Here is a 20,105-nt window from a genome sequence, read left to right on the forward strand (position 1 = left end):
TGCCAGCATAATGATATGAATTTCGTAGAAATATGGGGTTTGCCCTTGACAGACTAATATGATCGGATACAATATATCAGTATCAGGTGATAGAACATGTCCACGCTGACTCAGAATTCTCCCCACTTAAGATTCGAAAAGTTTCGCTCGGAGACTTACTCGCGAGCCCTGAACCTCGCGTTTCAGCTGACCGGGAATCGGTCGGAGGCGGAGGATTTGGTGCAGGACGCCTACGTCAAGGCGTGGCGCAAGTTCGATAGCTACCAGGATGATCGTCCGTTTCTCAACTGGATTCTGCGGATTGTGCAACGCCACAACCTGGACCTGCGTCGCCGCGACAATCCGATTCGACGCGCCGATAGCTTGTTGCAGCGCCGATCGCCAGGCGACGAAGAACTGGTCGAGATCAGCGTGCCGAATCCCGCCGACAACCCACTTCAAGATGTGATGCGCTCGGAATCTATCGCGGCCGTGCGGGCTGCCCTGGACAAGTTGCCCGAGCCTTATGGTCAAGCCATTCGGTTGTGCGACATCGAGGGTTTTAGCTACACCGAGATCGCCGAAATGCAAGGCACGACTCTCGGCACGGTGCGCAGCCGGATTCATCGCGCCCGGCACATGCTGCGCAGCCTGCTCGTGGACACGGTGCATTAAGTTTCGGTTATCCTTACCCAAGGATGACGAGGCGAAAAAAGGGTTGGTTGATCACCGCTGGCGTCGCGCTGGCGGTGTTCGGCTATGTGGGGTTCCGCTTTGGGCCCGACGCGTATGTCGCCTATAAAAACGGGCTCTTTGAGAAGCAGCAGAAGCACAACTACCGCTCGGACGACACCGAAAATCTGAAGGCGATGCTCGCCGCGCTCATGCTGTATCACGAGAGCGAAGGCCAGTTTCCGGTGGCGAGTGGTTGGATGGACGCGATCGAGAGCCGCATCAAAACCAACGATCTGGCCGACGGTCAGGCGATCAAGAAACTGCAACGCCCGGGTGCCGCCGCCGGAGAATACGGCTACGCTCTGAACACCGCGTTTGGCGGCAAATACATTGACGACGTGAAGGATCAGACCCAGCCTTTGATCTATGTGAGCAAACAAAAATCGCGCAACGCGGCGGGCGATCCCAAGGTTGATCGGAGCGGAATGGGCATCACCGTCAAGGGCGAAATCCAGGGCCAGTAAATTCGCCAGTCTGGGATTCCCGGGGGTCAACCTGTCATAATTAGGGTGACTTGCTCAACGACGAGCAGGAGACCCACACACTATGTCCGCCATTTCCGGTCAAGCCTCCACTACCAAACTCGATTTTCTTCGCCTGATGATGTTGTCGCGCGAAGGCGACCGCCGCGAAGGCATCCTGTTGCGCCAAAGCAAAGGCTGGTTCCAAGTCAGCGGAATGGGTCATGAAGCACTGGCCGCGATGCAGTACAACCTGCGACCGGACGACTGGATTTTCCCGTACTACCGCGACCGCGGTTTGATGCTCGCGCGCGGGCTGAGCAACTACGATCTGGCGCTGGCTTACTTGGCCAAGCGCGAGAGCGGTTCGGGCGGTCGCCAAATGCCCGGCCACTACAGTAGCCGCGCGCACAACGTATTTAGCGTCTGCACGCCCACCGGCGGCTCGCTGCTGCCGGCATGCGGAACGGCTTGGGCCATGCGCCTGAGCGGCAAGGACGCGGTTTGTGTGGCCAGCGTCGGCGACGCCGCCAGCCGCCAAGGCGAATACTACGAAGCCATCGCCTTCGCCATCCAAGAAAAGCTTCCCGTGATCTTTGTGATCGAAGACAACAAGTACGGCATTTCGACGCCGACCGAGAAGTTCTTCGCCCACGCCATCGGTGGCATCCTCAGCGAGGAGCACGTCGTGAAGGTGGATGGTCGCCGGGTGGACGACGTCCGCACGGCCAGCGAAGCCGCGATTGCCAAGGCTCGCCGCGGCGACGGCCCCACGATTCTGTGGTGCGACCTCGACCGACTTTCATCGCACACCAGTTCGGACGACCACCGCGTGTACCGCGACCTCGACGAGATCGCCGCGATGGCCGATCGCGACCCGATTAAGCTGCTGAAGGACGAGCTGATTGCCGCCGGCGAACTGACGGAAGAGAAGTTTGTCGCGATGCAAGAAGAGATCGTCAAGGAAGTGGACGCCGACTATTTGCGCGCCGAACAAGCCGAGGACCCGCTCGCCAGCGAAGTGATGCTGCACGCGTGGGGCGAAGACGTGTTGCCCGAGCGCCCGCCGATCGAAACCGGTCCGCAAACCATGGTTGACGCGATCAACAAGGTCTTCCACAAGGCCCTGGAAAGCGACCCGAACGTGATTTTCTTTGGCGAGGACATCGAAGACCCCAAGGGCGGCGTGTTCAAGCTCACCGCGGGTTGTAGTGAGAAGTTCCCCAAGCAGGTTTTCAACTCGCCGCTCGCCGAGGCCACGATTCTCGGCGTCGCGGTCGGCATGGCCGCCTACGGCATGAAGCCAGTGTTCGAGCTCCAGTTCGTGGACTTCTTCGAACCGGCCTGGAACCAGATCGTCGGCAACATCAGCACGCTCCGCTGGCGCTCGTTCGGCGAATGGAAGTGCCCGATGCTGGTTTACGCCCCGTACGGCGCGTACCTACCGGGCGGTTCGCTGTGGCACTCGCAGTCCAACGAAGCCTACTTTGCCCACACGCCGGGCCTCAAAATCGCGATTCCGAGCACGCCCGAAGATGCCGCCGCGCTCTTCTGGACGGCGATGAATAGCGACGATCCTTGCTTCATTTTCGTGCCGAAGCACATCTTCCGCAAGCGTGTGGACGTGAGCAAGATCGAGCCGCTGGCCTTTGGCGAGGCGCGTGTCGTCCGCGAGGGTAGCGACGTGACGATTGTCACGTGGGGCAACACGCTGGAACTGGCCGAAGAAGCCGCCACGCAGCTCGCGGGCAGCGTTTCAGTGGAGATTATTGACGCGCGCAGCATCGTGCCGTTTGACTACGACACGGTGACGAAGTCGCTCGAAAAAACGGGTCGCCTCGTGGTCATTCAAGAGGACACCAAGACCTGCGGCATGGCCGAAAGCATTGTCGCTAACATGGTGAGCGTGCCCGAACGGTTTAACCTCTTCCTCGCGCCGCCGATGGTGGTTTCGCGTGGCGGTGTGCATATCGGCTACAACCCGATTTACGAATACGCCGCGCTGCCGGACACCGCGCGCGTGGTCGAAGCCATCCAAACCACGATGGCTTAAGGAATGTTCAAGCGCTTTCTTCAGTCCGTTGACCGCCTTCTCGGGCGGGGCGTCATCGATGATGAGCTTTATGACGAACTGGAGGAAGCGCTACTGACCGCCGACACCAACATCAACATCGCGACGTCGATCCTCGACGAATTGCGGAAGGCCGTTCGCGACGAAAAGATCACCGATCCGCTCGCCATGCGCGAGCGCCTCAAGACGGCCATCGCCTCGCGCTTTACGCAGACCGAGGAGGCCCGTTTGGTAGTGGGACCCCGCCCGACGGTGTATCTGTTTGTGGGCGTCAACGGCGTCGGCAAGACCACCAGCATCGCCAAGTTGGCGCAACGCCTGACTCGGCAAGGCAAGAAGGTGGTGCTCGCCGCAGGCGATACGTTCCGGGCGGCGGCGGTGGAGCAACTCAGCATTTGGGCGGAGCGAACCGGCAGCGAGGTGATCAAAGCGCAGCAAGGCGGCGATTCCGCAGCGGTGATTTTCGACGCGATTCAGGCCGCCAAGGCCCGCGGCGCGGATTACGTTCTCGCCGACACGGCGGGTCGCCAGCACAGCAAAGGCAGCCTCATGGAGGAGCTTTCTAAGATCACGCGCGTGCTCGAAAAGGGGTTAGGTCGCCCCGCCGACGAAGTGTTGCTGGTGCTCGATGCGAACACCGGCCAAAACGCGATCCGGCAAGCCGAGGAGTTTACAGCGGCAGCGGGCGTCACCGGCTTGGTGCTCACCAAGCTCGACGGCACCGCGCGTGGCGGCGCTCTGCTGGGCATCTACGACCAGTTTAAGATTCCGATCAAGCTCATTGGCGTCGGCGAACGCGCCGAGGATCTGCGCGATTTTGTGCCGTCCGAGTTTGCCGCCCAGCTCTTCGATTGACGCGATCGCCCGAACCCATCTCTCGCGAGAATCGTTCAAACTCGTAGGACATCCATGATTGCGCTCGCCCTCGCTCTGGTTCAAACCCAAGTTTCTCCGACGCTTGGTCCGCTGCTTCCGGTTGGCTCGCACGCCGAGTTTCAAAGGGCCGCGATTCAGACTCAGCGACAGCTGAGCGCCGGCGATTTTGCCGGGGCCGCCAAGACGGTCGCGCTGTTGCCGAGCCCGAGCATCACGCTAGCCGTGGACTGGAAGAATCTCCCCGCCGACACCCGGCCCGCCGGGCAAAAGGCGCTGGCCGACGCGCTGAAGCATTGCGGCGAGCGATTCCCGGAGGTGAAGTTCAGGACCGTCGCGGCCAAGCCGAATATCCTGATCACCTTTTCGACCGATCTTGGACGCGACCCCGATAGTCGCGAACCCAAAATTGTCGCTCAGCTGTTCGGCATGGACGCGACCCAACCCCGCCTAGAGACGGTGCTGCGCACCACGCGCTCCGATAAATCGCCCTTGGATGGCATCTCCATCTACAACGAAGTCTTGTTTGCTGTCGGCACCTATCTTGGCGTGGCCGAAGAGAGTCAAGTTCAGGGCGCGACGTCGCGGGCGAGCGGATTTAACCAGATTCGTCACCAGTTTTTTGGGCCGGGCCGGAGCGTGGCCAACCGCAACCTCGTGGTCGCCAGCCAATTGCGGGGTTACGTCGCCAAGCGCACGCGCGTGATACCGGCGGTTCCCGAGCTCGCCATCGAGCCCAAAGTCCAGCAGCTCGGCAACACGATTCAGGGCACGATTGTTCCGGGGTCCATCACCGTGACGAACAACGGGAATGTCGACTTGCAGATCAACATCGTGCCGGATTGCGGCTGTTTTAAGTTCAGCTACAACAACACCATAAAGCCGGGGCAAACCGAGATCGCCCGCTTCACCGCCGACTCCACCGCCTTCGCCGGGAAATTTCGCAAGAAGCTCCTGCTGGTGACCAACGACCCCGAGCGCCCCGCCGTGACGGTGCCCGTCGAAATGGACATCGAGCCGGTGTATCGCTTCCTTCGGCCTAACGGCGCGCCCGTGGAGCTCGTGCCCGACAACGGCTTGGTGCAAGATGTTTTCCTGGCATTTGGCAAAGGGAGCCAGTTCAAGATCAAGTCCGTTGAGGTCGCGGGGGCGACGGCCCAGGTGAGCGACCAGGAATGGCGCGGCTCGATGGCCGACCCCGAGATTGGCGAGCCGATTCGCGAGCGCGAAGGCTACCGCCTTACGTTGCTAATTTCGCCGAGCATCCCCACTGGGCGCGCTCCGCTCTCGCTGATTGTCGAGACCGACCACCCCACGTTCGGCACGCTCACCTACACTTTTCAAGTTCAAAAAGGGATCGTGGCGTTACCGCAAGCCGTATTTTTTGGCGAAGTGAGTTTGCCGCGCACGATGCCGTTTACCGTTTCGCGACCCGGCAAGCCGTTCCGAATCAAGAGCATTTCGTCGGACAACAAGGCTGTCACCGTTCCCGCGGCACCGACGAGCGCGGCCACCGAGTTTGCTTTGAGCGCGAAGATTGTTCCGGGCAAGACGCCGGGCACCGTGAACGGCGTGATCACGGTCGTGACCGACGACCCGAAGCAGCCCAAGATTCTCGTGCCATACACGGCGTTCGTCCCATGAAGCTCGGCGTCGTAGTGCTGGGGTTGGCCGCGCTCGCGGCGGCGCTGGGATGGCGTCCGGCGGCACCTGCGGCCACCGTCATTTGGATCGGCGGCAACACCAGCGGCTACCTCGAACCCTGCGGATGCGTCAAGCCGATGACCGGCGGCATTCGCCGTAAGGCCACCCTTCTGCGTCAACAGCGCGGGGCCGATGATCTCACCGTCGAGCTTGGGCCGTTCATTAAAGACCCTCTGCGCCAGAGCCAATTGAAACTTGACGCAATGGCGGAGTTTGGCCGCGCCGCTCAGGTGGACGCAATGGGTTTGATGGCCGGGGACATGAAGCTCGACGGCCCCGTGCTGGCGGCGGCCAACAGCCTGAGCGGAGGCCGGTTCGTTCAATCGCAAAGCACGGCGGTGACGCAGATTCAAGAAGCGAAGGGCTGGACGATCGGGGCGATCAGTCCCCGTCTCGGCGATCCGGGGACGGCCTGGACTCAGCTGAGCTCCGCCGCGGGCGAGAACCCAATTCTCGTGATGTTTGATGGCGACCTGGAAGCGGCCAGCGCGTTCGCGGCCAATCGAACCGGACTCAAGGTGGTCTGCTACCCGAGTAGCTCGCCCGAGGCCAAAAATGTCGGCGGCGTGATGGTGGTCGGAACCGGTGAGCGCGGCAAGTATGTCGGTCGGCTTGACCTGACTGCGAAGCGCTACAAGTCGTTCGCGCTCGGGCCAGAGTTCGCCGACGATTCCGCGGTCAGCCGAGTGATGGCGCGCTACCTCGCGCGGGTCAAAGGGGAAAATCTCATCGCGCAGGAGCCGCGCTCGCATGCGGCGGCCTTCGCCGGAAGCAAAGCCTGCGCGCCCTGCCATACCAAGATTGTTGATCAGTGGACAAAAACCGGTCACGGCAAGGCGTTTGTGACGCTGCAAAAGGAGCAGCACGACTTTGATCCGGACTGCGTGAAGTGCCATGTGGTGGGTAAGGACAAAACCACCGGTTTCGTGAGCGTGGCGAAAACGCCGCAATTGCAACACGTCGGCTGCGAAAGTTGCCACGGTCCGGCGCGCGACCACGCCAAAAAGCCGAAGGTCTACAAGCTCGCCAAGGCCGGCCCGCAAAGTTGCCAGACTTGTCATGTGCCCGACCACAGCCCCGCGTTCAACTTCGACAGTTACTGGCAGAAAATTAAGCACGGACGCCCGAAATAGGTTATAAAACGCTATGCGATTTGCATTGAGTTGTGTTGTTCTGGCGGCGGCCGTGGTGAGCCAAGCCAGCTTCGAATTAGGGATGGCCCTGCGCGCCACCGAGGTCTATCGGTTCGACGCCGAACGCATGATTCCGCTCGGTAGCTTCGGCGCCGGCCGACTCATCGGCGCTCGCGCAATGACGACCAACCCGGTTCTGGGCGAAGCCTACGTGTTGCATGGCTCGGGCAAGGGTATCGCGGTTTTCGATTACAACACGGGCGAGTATAAGCGCGGCATTTCGCTGGGCTCGAGCTCGGGCTATACCCACATTTCCATCGCTGCGAATGGCAACCTTTTGGTCTCCGGTGCCTACGGATCGACCAGCGAGTTCGCCGAGTATTCGGCCACCGGCGGCGGTCTCCAAACTTTTCGGACCTTGACCACTGGTTACGTCGGGATCGACTTTATCAAGATGCCGAACAACTACTTTTATGGTCTGGCTCGACGCCCGGTCTCCACCAGTTGGGAGTACATTCTGCAAACCTATAACGGCACCGCCTTGACGGCGACAACTGTACTGGGTACGACCTCAAGCACCGATGAATATAAGGGTCTTATCTCATCCGGATCACGATTCAACATCACCCGAAACACCAATGTGCCATCGGTGTTCTATACGGCGCTTGCGGGTGGGGGATTCTCAACCGGTGTCAACTGGAGCTATGTGTTTAGCACGGGTCCGATTGTGGCTAACGCGTTTGGGCACGGCGACCTGATCTACTCCATGCGTAATATCTCGTTCTCCACCCCGAATCGGTACGAATTGCAGCCGTGGGACCCCTCGATCATGAGCTTCGTACCGGCGACTTACTTGAACGGCATGCCCGAGGATTTTGTGGACTTCGTCACCGTGATCGCGCCGGAACCCAGTTCCATGGTCGCGGTGATGGCGGGCGCATTCTTGCTATTGCGACGTCGTCGGAACTAGGTCGGGCGACCTAGCGGGAACGAAATTCGTAGTGGTGGTGTAGGAAACAACATCATGAAGAATGCTCTTTTGATTCTCGCGGGAATCGCTGTAATCAGCGGCACGACCATCGGCCTGTACAAGACGCTTGAAGGTCGCAACACCAAGGCGACGGAATGGCGCATGGTGGAGTCGCAGCCGGCCCGATTGGTGAGCGAAGAGACGCTCGGCGGCACGAGTGGCGCGCCGGATTTTCGTTCCGCGAGTCGCAAGATTTTGCAAAGCGTCGTGAGCATTGACGCCATGGGCTACGCCGAAACTTGGTTCGGCGACCGCGTTCAGCAAGGCGGCCAAGGCTCGGGTGTGGTGGTCAGCGGCAAGGGCTACATCGTCACCAACAACCACGTGGTGCGGCCCAACAAGCAAGATGTGGCCAGCGAGATTCAGGTGCACACTCCGGATGGCAAAACCTACCCGGCCAAGGTCATCGGCACCGATCCGCGCAGCGATTTGGCGGTGCTGAAGATTGAGGCGCCGAACCTGGTTCCCGCGAGTGTCGGCGATGCCAAAGCCTTAGAAGTTGGGCAATGGGTCATCGCCGCCGGGAACCCGTTGGGGTTTGAAAACACCATTAGCGTGGGCGTGGTGAGTTCGCTGGGTCGGGCTCTGCCGACCGAAGGCAGCGACCTCGTCGGCGCGATCCAGACCGATGCCGCGATCAACCCGGGTAACTCGGGCGGCGCGCTCATTGACGCGAACGGCAACCTGATCGGGATCAATACCGCGATCGCCTCGCCGAGTGGTGGCAGCGTGGGGATTGGGTTCGCGATTCCCGCCGACCGCGTAAAGCGTGTGGTTGACGACATTATTGAGTTTGGTCGCGCGAAGTACGGTCAGCTCGGTGTAGTCGTGGTCAATCGCCCGGGCTTGCTGGCTCGACCGGGAATCCGCGAGCGCATTCAGCAGATGGTGGGCGCCCAGCCGCCGAGCGAAGGCATTGTCCTGCAGGATGTTGCGGCCAACAGCCCCGCGGCCAAGGCGGGCATGAAGGACCTGACGATCCTGCTTGAACTCGAAGGCAAAAAGATGGTGGATCCGATTGACTACAACAAGATCATGGCGGACAAAAAGCCGGGCGACAAGGTGAGCCTGAAGTTTTGGACCGCTGCCGGCACGCAAACCGCGACGGTGACGCTGGCCGACCTCGGACGCTAACACTCGCCCCTCTCGCCTGCCGGGTTCGCATGAACCCGGCAGGTTTTCTGTTGCCCGATTGTGGGTGGCACGGAAGTTGCGCAGTAAGGAATCCGATGAAGCGCACTCTCTGCTTGGTCGGCGTAATGGCTACCGCGACGGTTTTTGCTCAGGTGAGCCCAACCGCCCAGGGATTCCTTATTCGAACGTCGGTGCCTAGCGGCAAGACCTTGCAATATGAGCTGAACGTGGCCGACCAACTGGCCGGGGCTCCGGCATTCCCCACGCGCAGCGTGGTGCAGGTGCGCGCCAAAACCGCCAGCCAACTTGAGGTTGCGTTAGGCTTGCAAAAGCCCCGCTTGGTGGCTGCTTCGTCAACCCAAATCTTGCCGTGGGTCAATGGCACCATTCCGTTCGGCGCGATCCAATTTTCGCCCAAAGCCGTGCGAAGCGGAGGCACGTGGACTCACGCGGCGACTTACCCGGGCTTGTCATCGGGCGCAAAACTCACGTGGACCCTCGTCCGAGTGGCGAGCGGCTCCGCCGAGCTCCGCTGCGAGCTGATGGGCGAGGGAACACGCGCTTCGGTGGTGGGTCGCGGGACGCTGGTTCTGGATTCCGCCAACGGACTGATGCGCAGTTGGAAATGGGATGAGCAACTGACGACCTACGCCTCGACCAACACCTACAACGGCGTGATCAATCGGCGGCGGGTTTCGCTGGTTCGCAAGAGCTAACGCGGACGTTCGACGAGGGCAACGCCATCGGCCAGGGCTCCGAGTTCTTGCACGATTCCGTTGATCGCCGCATCCAAAAGGATCCTGCCTTTGTCGGCGGTGGCGAGGGTCGCGTAACCCAACGACCCGCCTTCGGTCTGCTGGTCGAACATCCAGATCATGCCTCGCACCGGCGGATCGCAATAGAAACCATCATCCACCAAGTTTTCCGTGCGCACGAGTTCGGGATGGATGTGCATCATCATGCTGGTCTCGGCCTCGCAGGCGTGCTTGATCTCCTTTAGCGGTCCTGAAAGCGTTTGCGCAACTGCGTCGGCGGCAAACGCGAAGTAGCCGCTGTGGCCCACTTGCAGGTCGGGATTGGCTTCCTTGAGTCCTCTTAGCGCAAGTCCGTTCAGTTCGGTGTTGCCGCCGTGTCCGTTGAGCACATAGAACTTGTAAAACCCGTGTTGCGTAAGCGCTTGCACAAGGCTGGCGATGTGGTCCATGTAGGCGTGCGGCGTGGCCGAGAGGCTGCCCGCGAACGCCAGGTGGTGGCCGCTCGCGCCAAGCCAAAGAGTGGGCGTGATGAGGAGTTTTTCGGGAAGTTTGGCTTCCACCGCGCGGGCGACGTGTGTGACCAAGAGCGAGTCGGTGAAGAGCGGCAAGTGCGGCCCATGCTGCTCCAGCGAGCCGGTGGGAATGACGACCACCAAGTTGCGGTCGAGCGCGGCGACCTCGCCGCTGGTCATCGTTTCCAGGATCATGCCCTGATTATGACGCTCAGTTGGCGTCCCAAACGCGGTAATTCAATTCGAAGACCGCGCGCTTCATGCCATCCATGATCTGCGTGGTCGCGTCCTCCACGTTTTTCCCGACGATTTTGGCGTCGGCTTCGGTCAGGCTAAAGAGCCGTTGGCCGCGGCCCAGCAATTGGCCCCGGTCGAGTCTGAGATCGAAGAGTCGCGGCACGGTATCCATGAACGTATTCACTCGGCGGCGAATGCCTTCGATGCGCGCGGGGTCGTTAGCGAGCTTCCCGATGACCACTTGAGCGAATTTCAGGCTTACAGTGCCGTCATCATTTGGATAACTTTCCAGACTTAGGGTTGTACTTACCTGGCTTCGGCTCATCGCGATACCGGCTTCTTCCAGGTCTGCGACAAGATCGTTGGCTCGTTCGCGTGAGGGCGGGTGAGTGCGGTAAATGCCCCAGTCCATGCGACTGCTTTTTCGCTCGCGGAAGGCCAGCCGCTCCATAAACGTGAGAATGCCCAGCGGTTTGTAGGGGCTGCGCAGCATGTATTGAAGGCCGCCGAAATCAGCTGACTTTTCGGCTTGGACGCTCCAGCCGCTGCCCATAGCCTGGTTATAAAGTTGACCCGCCGCCACGCCGCTGGTGCCGCTTTCGCCGCCCAACAGCAGGCTCAAAAGAATCAGCGGAAAGGTGATCGCGCCGAGCTTCTCTTGCTCGCGCTGCAACGTCGCGATATGCCGAAACGAAGCGTGAGCGATTTCGTGGGCGATGACGCCCGCGAGTTCATCGTCTGATTCGGCGAAATCAATCAGCCCTTCAAAAACGAAAATGTGCCCGCCGGGAAGGCTGAAGGCGTTGACCTCTTTGCCCTCGACCACATAGAAGTGGTACTGAAATGGGTTCAGGCGCTTGTCGCCCCAGGTGACCTGGACCGCCTCGGCGTTTGCGATTTCCGCGAGGCGGTTGCCGATTCGCTGGACGCGCTCGAGCAGCCCGGCTCGCTTGGTGGGCTTCAGCTCCTTGAGCGCTTCGGCGGCGTACTTCGCGCCAAGTTCGGCGTCCTTTTTCAGGTCGTTCCGGTGACGCTCGGCATCCTTATCGGCCTTGGTCGGTTGGACCTTGTCGTCGGTGAGGAACGCCGGAATACCGGTCACAAACTCGGGAAGTTGGCCACAAGCGCACGCGCTCGCCGATGCCGTCAAGGAAACTTGAGCGGCCACCAGGGCGAGGAGGGCGATTTTGCGCATGTCGGAGGTTAAGACGTTCGGTCGTTCGGATCGTTCCCTAGCAACTCGGGACGGTCCCGATGGCGGTCGACGATGCAGAGAATGCCGAGGGCGTGCTCGCCCGCCCGAAACTGGTGCGGTTGGCCCGGCATGACATGAATTACGTCCCGCGGGCCGATTTGGTGCCAGGTATTGTCGAGACGGACCTCGCCCGCGCCGTCCAGAACCACCACGCAATGCTCGTGCTGGTGCCGTTCGAAGCTGGAATAACCGCCCGCGTCGAGCCGAAAGTAGCGCGTCTCGAATCCCGATTCTGGGGAATTGAACAGCACCTCGCGGGTGACATTCATCCACGTGCCGGGCTCGTTTTTGTACTCGTCGGTCGGCACTCCCTCCCAGCCGCGTTCTTCGGCTCGCTTGATCACGTGAACATCACCATCGGCTTCACAATCTCACCTTGCTTCATCTTGTCATACGCCGCGGGAAGCTCGTCCAGTCGGATGAAGTCGCTGACGACCTGCTCGGCGCGGATCAGGCCGGGCCGAAGTAAGGTATCTAGGGCCTCGGTGGTGTCGTTCGGGCCGCAACTGTAGCTGGTGATGAGTTCCAGGTCGGAAAAGTAGAGGCTGTCAAGAGAGAAGTTGTCGTTATCTCCCAGTCCCAAGGGGCTAAACATCACGATTCTCGCCCCGGGATTTGCATGCTCTACGGCGGTTTGGAGCGCGGCAACAGTGCCGGGGCAAACGAAGATCACATCAAACTTGCCGCTCACCTCAGTCGGAATTCCTTGGCGAGTCGCCCACTCTCGGCGGGCCGGACTGAGGTCGGTTCCGACCGCTCCGGGGCAAGCACGGCAATGCAAAAGGCCCATCACGCCGAGCCCGATGACGAGCGTCGGATCTGCGGTTGACCACCGCGCGCGGCGACGCGATTTCATGACGCACGCGAGCGGCTCCACCAGCGCGGCGTCCTGCGCCGCGAGGTCATCCACGCGGTGGCAATCCGCGAGCAAACGCGCTTCGACGGCCACAAATTCGGCCATGCCGCCGGGGTTGAGTTTGGTGGCCCTCCACGTGGGACAATGCACAAACTGCCCGGCCCGGCACATGTCGCATGCCAGGCAAGGCGCGTGGTGGTGCGGGGCTACGCGGCTGCCGACAGGAAACTCTGCCGCGTCGGATTCGATGACGATGCCCGCGAGTTCGTGGCCCAAAACATGGGGGATCTTGCGGTCCATGTACCAGGCCATCAGCTCGCCGGAGCACAAACCCGAAGCCTCGGTTCGCAGCAAAAGGCCGCCCGGCGGACACTCCGGAACCCCGGCGGTCTCGATGGCAATTTGCCCGCCACCTAGGTAGCGGGCAAGTCGTTGAGTGGTCGGTTTCACGCCTTAGGCGATCGTGACTTCATCGCAAAGGTAAACGTCCTGAATCGAATTCAGAATCTTGACGCCTTCTTCGAAGGGGCGCTGGAACGCCTTTCGACCCGAGATGAGGCCCATGCCGCCGGCTCGCTTGTTGATGACGGCGGTCATCGCGGCCTCGGCAAAGTCGTTGGCGCCGCTGGCGCCGCCCGAATTGATCAGCCCGGCGCGACCCATGTAGCAGTTCAGCACTTGGTAGCGCGTGAGATCAATCGGGTGATCCGTGGTCAGTTCGCTGTAGATGCGCTCATCGAGCTTGCCGTAGCTCGATCCGCCCGAGTTCAGAGCCTTGTAACCGCCGTTGTTTTCGGGCAGTTTTTGCTTGATAATGTCGGCCTCAATCGTCACGCCAAGGTGGTTCGCTTGGCCGCTGAGGTCGGCGGAAAGGTGGTAATCCTTGTCCTTTTTGAACTCGTCGTTGCGCAGGTAGCACCAAAGAATCGTGGCCATGCCGAGCTCATGCGCGCGGTGGAATGCCTCGCTGACCTCGATGATTTGGCGGCCGCTGTTATCGCTGCCAAAGTAGATGGTCGCGCCGATGGCGACGGCACCCATTTCCCAGGCCTGCTCCACTTGAGCAAACATGATTTGGTCGGCCTTGTTCGGGTAGGTGAGCAGCTCGTTGTGGTTAACCTTCACCACGAACGGAATCTTGTGCGCGTATTTGCGGCTGACCGATCCGAGAACGCCCAGCGTGGAGGCGACGGCGTTGCAACCGGCCTCGTGAGCAAGCTTGACAATGTTTTCCGGGTCAAAGTAAATCGGATTTTTGGCGAAGCTGGCGCCGCCCGAGTGCTCGATGCCTTGGTCCACCGGGAAGATGCTCAGGTAGCCCGTGTTTGCGAGGCGACCGGTGCCGAAGAGCTGCTGCATCGCGCCCATCACGCGCGGCGAACGGTCGGTCGGACAGAAAATGCGGTCCACGAAATCCGGGCCAGGAAGGTGCAAGGTGTCCTTGGGAACCTTGGCCTTATGGTTCAAAAGGTGATCGGCCTGATCCCCGAGCTGCGAAACAATGCCATCGATGAGCGCCATAGGCGTTAGGGTACCCGGCGGCCTAGGCCAGATTCGCGTGCGCTTCTTCGGCGTTTCGCACAATATCGCCCCAGGCCGACTGCAGATCGCCGAGCAGCGGACTGCGACTGCGCGCCACGCGGAGTCGTTCGAGGTCGATTTCGGCGACCGCAAGATGTTCATCTTGCAGGGGTGAACTGACCAGCACCTGCCCGTCCGGGTCGCAGATGAGGCTGCCGCCTGGGAATCCTTTGCCGCCTTCGAACCCGCACAGCGCGGCGTTAGCGGTAAACACATTGTGCTCGGCGCTGATCGCGCTGAGGAGTTGCTCGTACTTGAGCACGTTGCCGGGCTTTTCTCCGGCGAACCCGCGCGCCGGTGAGGCCGACGGCACCAGGATGACCTGCGCGCCTTTGATCGCGCAGATGGTGCTGCTGATGCTGTGCCACACGTCTTCGCAGATCAACAGGCTCATCGGGCCAAAGCGAGTTTCGAAGACCGAAAGTTCGGAGCCGCGCGCGACAAATCGCTCTTCGTCGAACACACCGTACGTGGGCAAGAAGAACTTGCGATAGCAGTGAACGAGCACTAGTCCGGCGCTCGACCAGTTGAAGTAGGCGGCAGAATTGTATAAGTTGCCAGACTCAATCTCATAGAATCCTACGGCAAAGTCAATCTCCCGGGCCAATTTTCCCAGGCGAGCGTGAAGTTCTTGCGTAAGGGCCTCGGTGGTGAGCGCGCATTCCAGAACGCCGCCTTCGAGGAAGTAGCCGGTCACGGCGGACTCGGGGAAAAGCACCACATCAATGCTCTCGCCGGCGGCTTGCTCCAAAAATCCCGCGATTCGGTCGAGATTCGCGGCGACATTTTTCTTAAACGGCGAAAACTGCGCAGTCGCGAGCTGAAACTTCACGAGTTCAGTGTACCGGTTGAACGAGTTAGCCGAGACGCAGCGGAGATTCGCGAATGACCAGCCCGGCGGGGATGACCTCGTGCGCGGTGAGTTCGCGAATGAGCGAGACCGGCGAGCCGGTTTGATTGTCCAAGTCCGTGGTGCCGATGTTGATGATCAGGCCGCGCTTGGCGCGAGTGAACGCGACGTAGTGCGTGCGCGAGTTCTCGGCGATTTCCTCGCGAGCTTTGAGGAATTGCAGGAACGAGCTCGGCCAACTTTTGGGGAACTGCGGCGCGATGCAAGCCAGGCTCGACGGGCGGTGAACTACTAAGCCGCGGTTGCGGTGCGGCGGGCCCTTTTCGCTCGCCAGAATCGTAACCGGAAACTCAAGACCCTTCGCCCCGTGCACGGTCATCACTTTCACGACGGGGTCCTGCAGGCTCACGGTTTGGGCTTGGCCTTCGCGGTCGTCGTCCCACTGTGCGTGGCGGATGAACTCGGCGAAATCGGTCGGACGCAGGTGCGCGTACTGAGCCGCTCGCTCCAACAGCTTGCGCAGGTTGGCCATGTTTTGGAACCTATTCGTCATCCGTGCAACCGCTTGCATAAGTTGCGACCGTTCCATAACACTGCTCAACGCTTCCCATGCGGAGAGCCGGTCACCGTTGGTGCTGAGGTCCTCGAACCAACCCAAAAAGTGGGCGATCATCGCCTGCTCTTCGGGCGGCAGATCGGCGGGCGGTTCGTGCAAGGCGTTCCAAAGATCGCCGGTCGCTTGCAGCAGCAACACCGCGTCGAGCGAGAGCCCGACGATCGGCGATCGCAGGACGGCAAACAGGCGGAACTCGTGGCGCGGATTGCCGATGAGTTCAAGCAAGTTCGCCGCGTCGCGAATCAGGGGCACGCTATGGAACTTGCGCCCGCCGATCACCCCGGCGGGAATGCCGAGCGCCTGCAATGCGTCGGCGATCGGCTTGGAATCCGAGTGCTGCCAAACCAAAATCGCGACGTCGCCGGGCGGAACATTCTTTTCCAGCAAGTACGTTTCGACGAACGCGGCCAAGCGCTTGGGTTCTTTGGCCGGATTGCCCGCCGCCCAAAGCTCCACACCCGAGTAGTTGGTCACCTCGTCTAAGTCAAATCCGACCATTGATTCGTCGGGGAGCGCTTGGCCGAGGTTGTCGCGGACGAACTGGAGGATTCCTGGCTCGCTGGTGCGATGATTCTTGTGGAGCTGCAGCACGGGCAAGCTCGCGAGCCGGTCGCTAAAGAGGCGCGGGGCCGCTCCGCGGAACCCATAAATGCTCTGCTTGATGTCGCCGACGAGCATTTCTTGTGGAATCTGCAGGGCGTTAATCAGCTCATATTGGTAGTCGTTGAGGTCTTGCGCTTCGTCCACGAGCATCGCCGCAAACTGCTTGCGCAAACGGTTGCGCGCGTCTTCGTTTTCTTGCACCAGGTTGACCGCCAGGCGAGCGATCTCGAGAAAGTCAAACTCTTGCCGGCGCATCATCTCTTCTTGGCAAATGGCGATCGCTTCTTGAGCCATGGTTTCAAGCTGACATTGCATGGCGAGGGTTTCGTCGCCGGGCGCGCCACCCTTAGGAATCCACCCCCGGGTTTTGCCCTCCATCAGCATCGGCAACATGGCCGGATCTTCGGTCTCAATCAGCTGGTAGTACTGTTGCGCAAGCCCTTGCGCAGTCAGTTCTCGGATCGGCAGCGGACGTTCGCGTCGAAACTGGATCAGCCTCAGCAAGTCGGATTGCAAGTAGTCGGGTTGATCGAGATAAAGCTCTTGCAGCTTTTGCCCAAGTTGATCCTCAGCCAACGCCGAATCCAGTACCCGTTGAGCGGCATCGCGAAACACGCTGTGGTTGCCGGGCAGGAGCGAAATGCCGATATCCACGCCGGCGTCGAGCGCGTTGGTTTGCAGAATCTGGCGGCAAAAGCTGTCCAGAGTCTGGATCGGCCCAACTTCGGCAGCCTGAGCATCGGCGATACGCCCCAGATCGCGCAGGCGGCTGGTGATCCGGGCCTTCATTTCCGCGGCGGACTCGATCGTAAACGAGATGGTCAGAATCTGGTGCGGGCTCAGCCCCTGATCCACCACGTGGCGGATGTAGCGCTCGGTGAGCACCCGCGTTTTGCCGGATCCGGCTGAGGCCGCGATGGTGAACCGCGGCTCGGTGCACTCGACGGCGAGCTGCTGTTCTTCAGTCAGTTTCATCGGCGTCCTCCGAGTCGGTGAGGTCATTCACGCGGCAAAGATCGGCGAAGTGGCACTGGCGGCAGTAGGTTCCGGGCTGCACTTGCATGCGGTTTTGGGCGAGCTTTTCCATGCTTTCGCGCAGGGCGCTGGCAAACCATTCGGGGTCGTCTTCGGCGGCGGGCCCGAACAGCCGCTCAACTTCCTTGCCGGGGAAGTTGCGCCGAAGTTTGGGTTCCAAACCGACCTTGATGAGTTCGAGTCCGTTCGAGCGGGTCGGCACAAACACGAGGCCCCGCTTTTTTTGCAGCCCGGCCAGGGCGAAGGCCGCGGCGATGGCGAGCTCCGGCTCCTCGGGTTTGAGTTGGTAGATGCCGGTGCCGACCAGGAACACCGTCGGAATCTGGTTTTCAACTCCGTCGGCGATGCGGCCGTAGCCTTCTATGCGCAGGTACACCGGGAAACGCTGTCCGCCGGCCGGGACGCGAACGGTCACGATTTTGCTGATCGGGTCCATGGACATGGTTTCGTCGGGCACGAAATCGAGCTTGTCCAAGGCGAAACCCAGCTTTTGCGTGAGGCTGCTGGCGCGGGTTTCGATGGTGTTTTCCACCATTTGGATAGTCCACGGCTCCATGTCCCAGCTCAGCTTGGTGAGTTCTTGTTGAAGGTTCTGCGCGAAATGGTTTGCGAGATCGGCGGTCTCGATTCCCACGTAACTGAAGGAGTCGGGCGCGTATCTTAACCGAACGGTTGGCGACGTTTCGCGCGGGGTTTTCACCTCCAGCAAGTCGCGGATGGTTGCGTGAAAGGCGCACTGCTGCACCGTGTGGAGCGCGCGCAGGGGAATGGGTTTTTCGAGGCGCGGGCGGATGGCGAGGAGGTTGCGGAGTTCCCGAACTTCGCTGGGCACTGTGGCGGTGGGTTCCTCCGCAAGAAGGTCCGCGAGCTGCGCATCCATTTGCGAGAGGCATTCGTCGCGTGGGGGCGTGTATTCGGTAACCCCGACCCGCCGCGTCGGCCAAGTCGCCCCCGTGACCCGCTCGATTTCGGCCAGGAAGAACGATCGTACTTGGCGCGAGGAGCCTATGGTTTCGGGCCAAATGAAGCAGATGGACTTGCGGGCCGCCGCGCAAAGCAAGCGAAACTTCTGCCGTTCGGCCAGCACCCGGTCCTCCATTTGCGGCAGCCGCGGCCGGTCGGGATAGGTCTCGGCGAGCCACGCCCGATCTTCGTCCAGCAGAATCGGATCCTCCGAAACCGGCCGCGGGATGCTGCGCTCTCGCGCGCCCAGAATCAGGACATGCGAATAACTCACCATTTGGTCAACATTGGTGATGACGGGAACGCCGCCGGGCGTCCGGCCCGGCAGCACGACGTCACCGCCTTCCCAAAGTTTGCCGGCGAGGGCCACAAAATCGCGGAAGGTCAGCAGCTGCGTTCCTTCGCGGTCGCGCACCGAGGCGGAATCCACGATCGTGCGATGCAAAGCCTGGCGCGTGCGAAGGTCGCGCTCGTTGGTGGGACAATCTGTCTCGGCGACGGCGGCGATAAAGCGCTCGTTTTTGAGGAGTTCGTCAAGGTGGCGCGACCACGCGCGCACCGTGCGCGACTCGCGCAGGGCCTCAGTCCGCCAATCGCGGAGCATTGTGAACCAAATGGTGAGATCGTCATCGGGTGGCACCGCGATTTGATCCATGGACGTGTGGCCCTGCTGCAGTTCACCGCGCACCCAAGCGGCGATGATGTCGCGTTGCTCCATGCTGAAGCCCCAATACGACCAATTTGCCAGGCGAATGAGCCCGCGGAGGCTGCGCCGGGCAAGGACATCGAGCATTTCGAGCACAAACTGCGCGAAGGGGATGGTCGAGAGTTGCGCGCGCGGCCCCCAGGAAATCGGGACGCCGTGCGAGTTGGCAGCGTGCTGCAATAGCGCGCCCTGCTCGTTGGGTTGCGGCAAGTAGATCGCAACGTCGTGCGGCATCACCCCCTCGGCCAGGTGACGATTGACCTCGCGGATGCACCACTCGGCCTCGGCAAACGAATCCGCGACGCGGATCTCGCTGAACTCCACTGAGGCGGGCGCATGATTGGTCGAAAAGAGGTTCCCGACCCAATGATCGCCGGCCGCCATGTCCGACCGCAACACCCGAATGGGAGTGCCGCCCTTGGTGAGCCATTCGAAAAAGAGCTCGGCGCGCGGGCTTTCGTCGAGCCCCGGCAGCACGACGATGTCGCCGAGGTGGCCGATGCACATGGGCTCAAGGTCCAGAACATATTCCAGCCGATCGGCCAAAAACTCCTGCTTGCCTTCGTAAATGATCTGCTGCGCGCGCGCCCACACCCGCGCCACGCGTTGCATCCTCGCCGAGGCCCCCTCATGTTGGAAGTCATCCACTCGCAGCAGGTGGCTGTGGCACTCTTCGATCATTTGGCGGATCGCACCATGGATTCCGCCGAGCCTTGCCCAGCAGATGCTCGGGTCTTCGTCGGCGAGTTCGTGCGCGGCGAGTTCGAGCGCCGCCTCCACCTCGCCCGGCCGCGCCACACGGGGCGAGACGATGAGCGACATGCTGAGCGCAATATCCACCAACTGGGTCCACACGCCGAATTCGAACTCGCCGGTCAGCACATCGCGAAACGCCTTCAGTCGCATGGGGCTGAGCGCGGTGAGGAACGCCGGCTGGGCCACCTGCGAGTTGATGTACTCGCAGACGGCGTCGCCGGTCGGTGGAAGTCGAATCTCGTTCAAGCGATGTAGAATTG

Annotated in this window: 17 protein-coding genes; 9 read left to right on the forward strand and 8 right to left on the reverse strand. The window is 61.0% G+C overall.

Features of this window, described 5'->3' with window-relative positions:
• The first annotated feature begins 96 nt into the window (after positions 1 to 96).
• The 9 genes from JNJ45_08945 to JNJ45_08985 all read left to right on the forward strand — a co-directional run bounded on the left by JNJ45_08945 (position 97) and on the right by JNJ45_08985 (position 9,836).
• Positions 97 to 654 carry an RNA polymerase sigma factor gene (locus JNJ45_08945; GenBank protein ID MBL8048796.1) on the forward strand — a complete coding sequence of 186 codons (558 nt, stop codon included), beginning with the start codon at positions 97 to 99 and terminating at the stop codon, positions 652 to 654.
• 23 nt (positions 655 to 677) lie between these two features.
• Positions 678 to 1,178, forward strand: a complete 501-nt coding sequence (locus tag JNJ45_08950) for a hypothetical protein (GenBank protein MBL8048797.1) — start codon at positions 678 to 680, stop codon at positions 1,176 to 1,178.
• A gap of 82 nt (positions 1,179 to 1,260) precedes the next feature.
• Positions 1,261 to 3,228: a 2-oxoisovalerate dehydrogenase gene (locus tag JNJ45_08955; protein MBL8048798.1), complete on the forward strand. Its 1,968-nt coding sequence runs from the start codon at positions 1,261 to 1,263 to the stop codon at positions 3,226 to 3,228.
• Positions 3,229 to 3,231: 3 nt separating this feature from the next.
• The gene (ftsY, locus tag JNJ45_08960; protein ID MBL8048799.1) at positions 3,232 to 4,101 is read left to right on the forward strand and encodes a signal recognition particle-docking protein FtsY; all 870 of its coding nucleotides are present in this window, start codon (positions 3,232 to 3,234) and stop codon (positions 4,099 to 4,101) included.
• A gap of 54 nt (positions 4,102 to 4,155) precedes the next feature.
• On the forward strand, positions 4,156 to 5,763 hold the full coding sequence (locus JNJ45_08965) for a DUF1573 domain-containing protein (protein MBL8048800.1): 1,608 nt from the start codon (positions 4,156 to 4,158) through the stop codon (positions 5,761 to 5,763).
• The gene (locus tag JNJ45_08970) at positions 5,760 to 6,956 is read left to right on the forward strand and encodes a hypothetical protein (protein ID MBL8048801.1); all 1,197 of its coding nucleotides are present in this window, start codon (positions 5,760 to 5,762) and stop codon (positions 6,954 to 6,956) included. The genes JNJ45_08965 and JNJ45_08970 overlap by 4 nt, the downstream gene beginning before the upstream one ends.
• A gap of 13 nt (positions 6,957 to 6,969) precedes the next feature.
• Positions 6,970 to 7,926: a PEP-CTERM sorting domain-containing protein gene (locus tag JNJ45_08975; GenBank protein MBL8048802.1), complete on the forward strand. Its 957-nt coding sequence runs from the start codon at positions 6,970 to 6,972 to the stop codon at positions 7,924 to 7,926.
• A gap of 54 nt (positions 7,927 to 7,980) precedes the next feature.
• Positions 7,981 to 9,120, forward strand: coding sequence for a trypsin-like peptidase domain-containing protein (locus JNJ45_08980; protein ID MBL8048803.1), 1,140 nt, complete (start codon positions 7,981 to 7,983; stop codon positions 9,118 to 9,120).
• A gap of 95 nt (positions 9,121 to 9,215) precedes the next feature.
• A complete protein-coding gene (locus JNJ45_08985; protein MBL8048804.1) occupies positions 9,216 to 9,836 on the forward strand; it encodes a hypothetical protein in 621 nt (206 codons plus the stop codon).
• Here the strand turns inward: JNJ45_08985 and JNJ45_08990 are convergent.
• Genes JNJ45_08990 through JNJ45_09025 form a run of 8 tightly spaced genes read right to left on the reverse strand, consistent with a single transcriptional unit; the run spans position 9,833 to position 20,091 of the window.
• Positions 9,833 to 10,582 (reverse strand): creatininase family protein, encoded by a 750-nt coding sequence (locus JNJ45_08990; GenBank protein MBL8048805.1) that lies wholly within the window; start codon positions 10,580 to 10,582, stop codon positions 9,833 to 9,835. The genes JNJ45_08985 and JNJ45_08990 overlap by 4 nt on opposite strands.
• Before the next feature lie 16 nt (positions 10,583 to 10,598).
• Positions 10,599 to 11,819, reverse strand: a complete 1,221-nt coding sequence (locus JNJ45_08995) for a M48 family metalloprotease (protein ID MBL8048806.1) — start codon at positions 11,817 to 11,819, stop codon at positions 10,599 to 10,601.
• An 8-nt stretch (positions 11,820 to 11,827) separates the two neighbouring features.
• Positions 11,828 to 12,223 carry a cupin domain-containing protein gene (locus tag JNJ45_09000; protein ID MBL8048807.1) on the reverse strand — a complete coding sequence of 132 codons (396 nt, stop codon included), beginning with the start codon at positions 12,221 to 12,223 and terminating at the stop codon, positions 11,828 to 11,830.
• Positions 12,220 to 13,185: an alcohol dehydrogenase catalytic domain-containing protein gene (locus JNJ45_09005; GenBank protein ID MBL8048808.1), complete on the reverse strand. Its 966-nt coding sequence runs from the start codon at positions 13,183 to 13,185 to the stop codon at positions 12,220 to 12,222. The genes JNJ45_09000 and JNJ45_09005 overlap by 4 nt, the downstream gene beginning before the upstream one ends.
• Positions 13,186 to 13,188: 3 nt before the next feature.
• A complete protein-coding gene (locus JNJ45_09010) occupies positions 13,189 to 14,256 on the reverse strand; it encodes a class I fructose-bisphosphate aldolase (GenBank protein ID MBL8048809.1) in 1,068 nt (355 codons plus the stop codon).
• 22 nt (positions 14,257 to 14,278) lie between these two features.
• Positions 14,279 to 15,148, reverse strand: a complete 870-nt coding sequence (locus JNJ45_09015; protein MBL8048810.1) for a hypothetical protein — start codon at positions 15,146 to 15,148, stop codon at positions 14,279 to 14,281.
• 25 nt (positions 15,149 to 15,173) lie between these two features.
• Positions 15,174 to 17,360 (reverse strand): UvrD-helicase domain-containing protein, encoded by a 2,187-nt coding sequence (locus JNJ45_09020; GenBank protein MBL8048811.1) that lies wholly within the window; start codon positions 17,358 to 17,360, stop codon positions 15,174 to 15,176.
• The gene (locus tag JNJ45_09025) at positions 17,347 to 20,091 is read right to left on the reverse strand and encodes a hypothetical protein (GenBank protein ID MBL8048812.1); all 2,745 of its coding nucleotides are present in this window, start codon (positions 20,089 to 20,091) and stop codon (positions 17,347 to 17,349) included. The genes JNJ45_09020 and JNJ45_09025 overlap by 14 nt, the downstream gene beginning before the upstream one ends.
• Between the last annotated feature and the right edge of the window lie 14 nt (positions 20,092 to 20,105).

Source organism: Chthonomonas sp. (assembly GCA_016788425.1).
In the GTDB taxonomy this organism is placed as follows: Bacteria; Armatimonadota; Fimbriimonadia; order Fimbriimonadales; family Fimbriimonadaceae; genus JAEURQ01.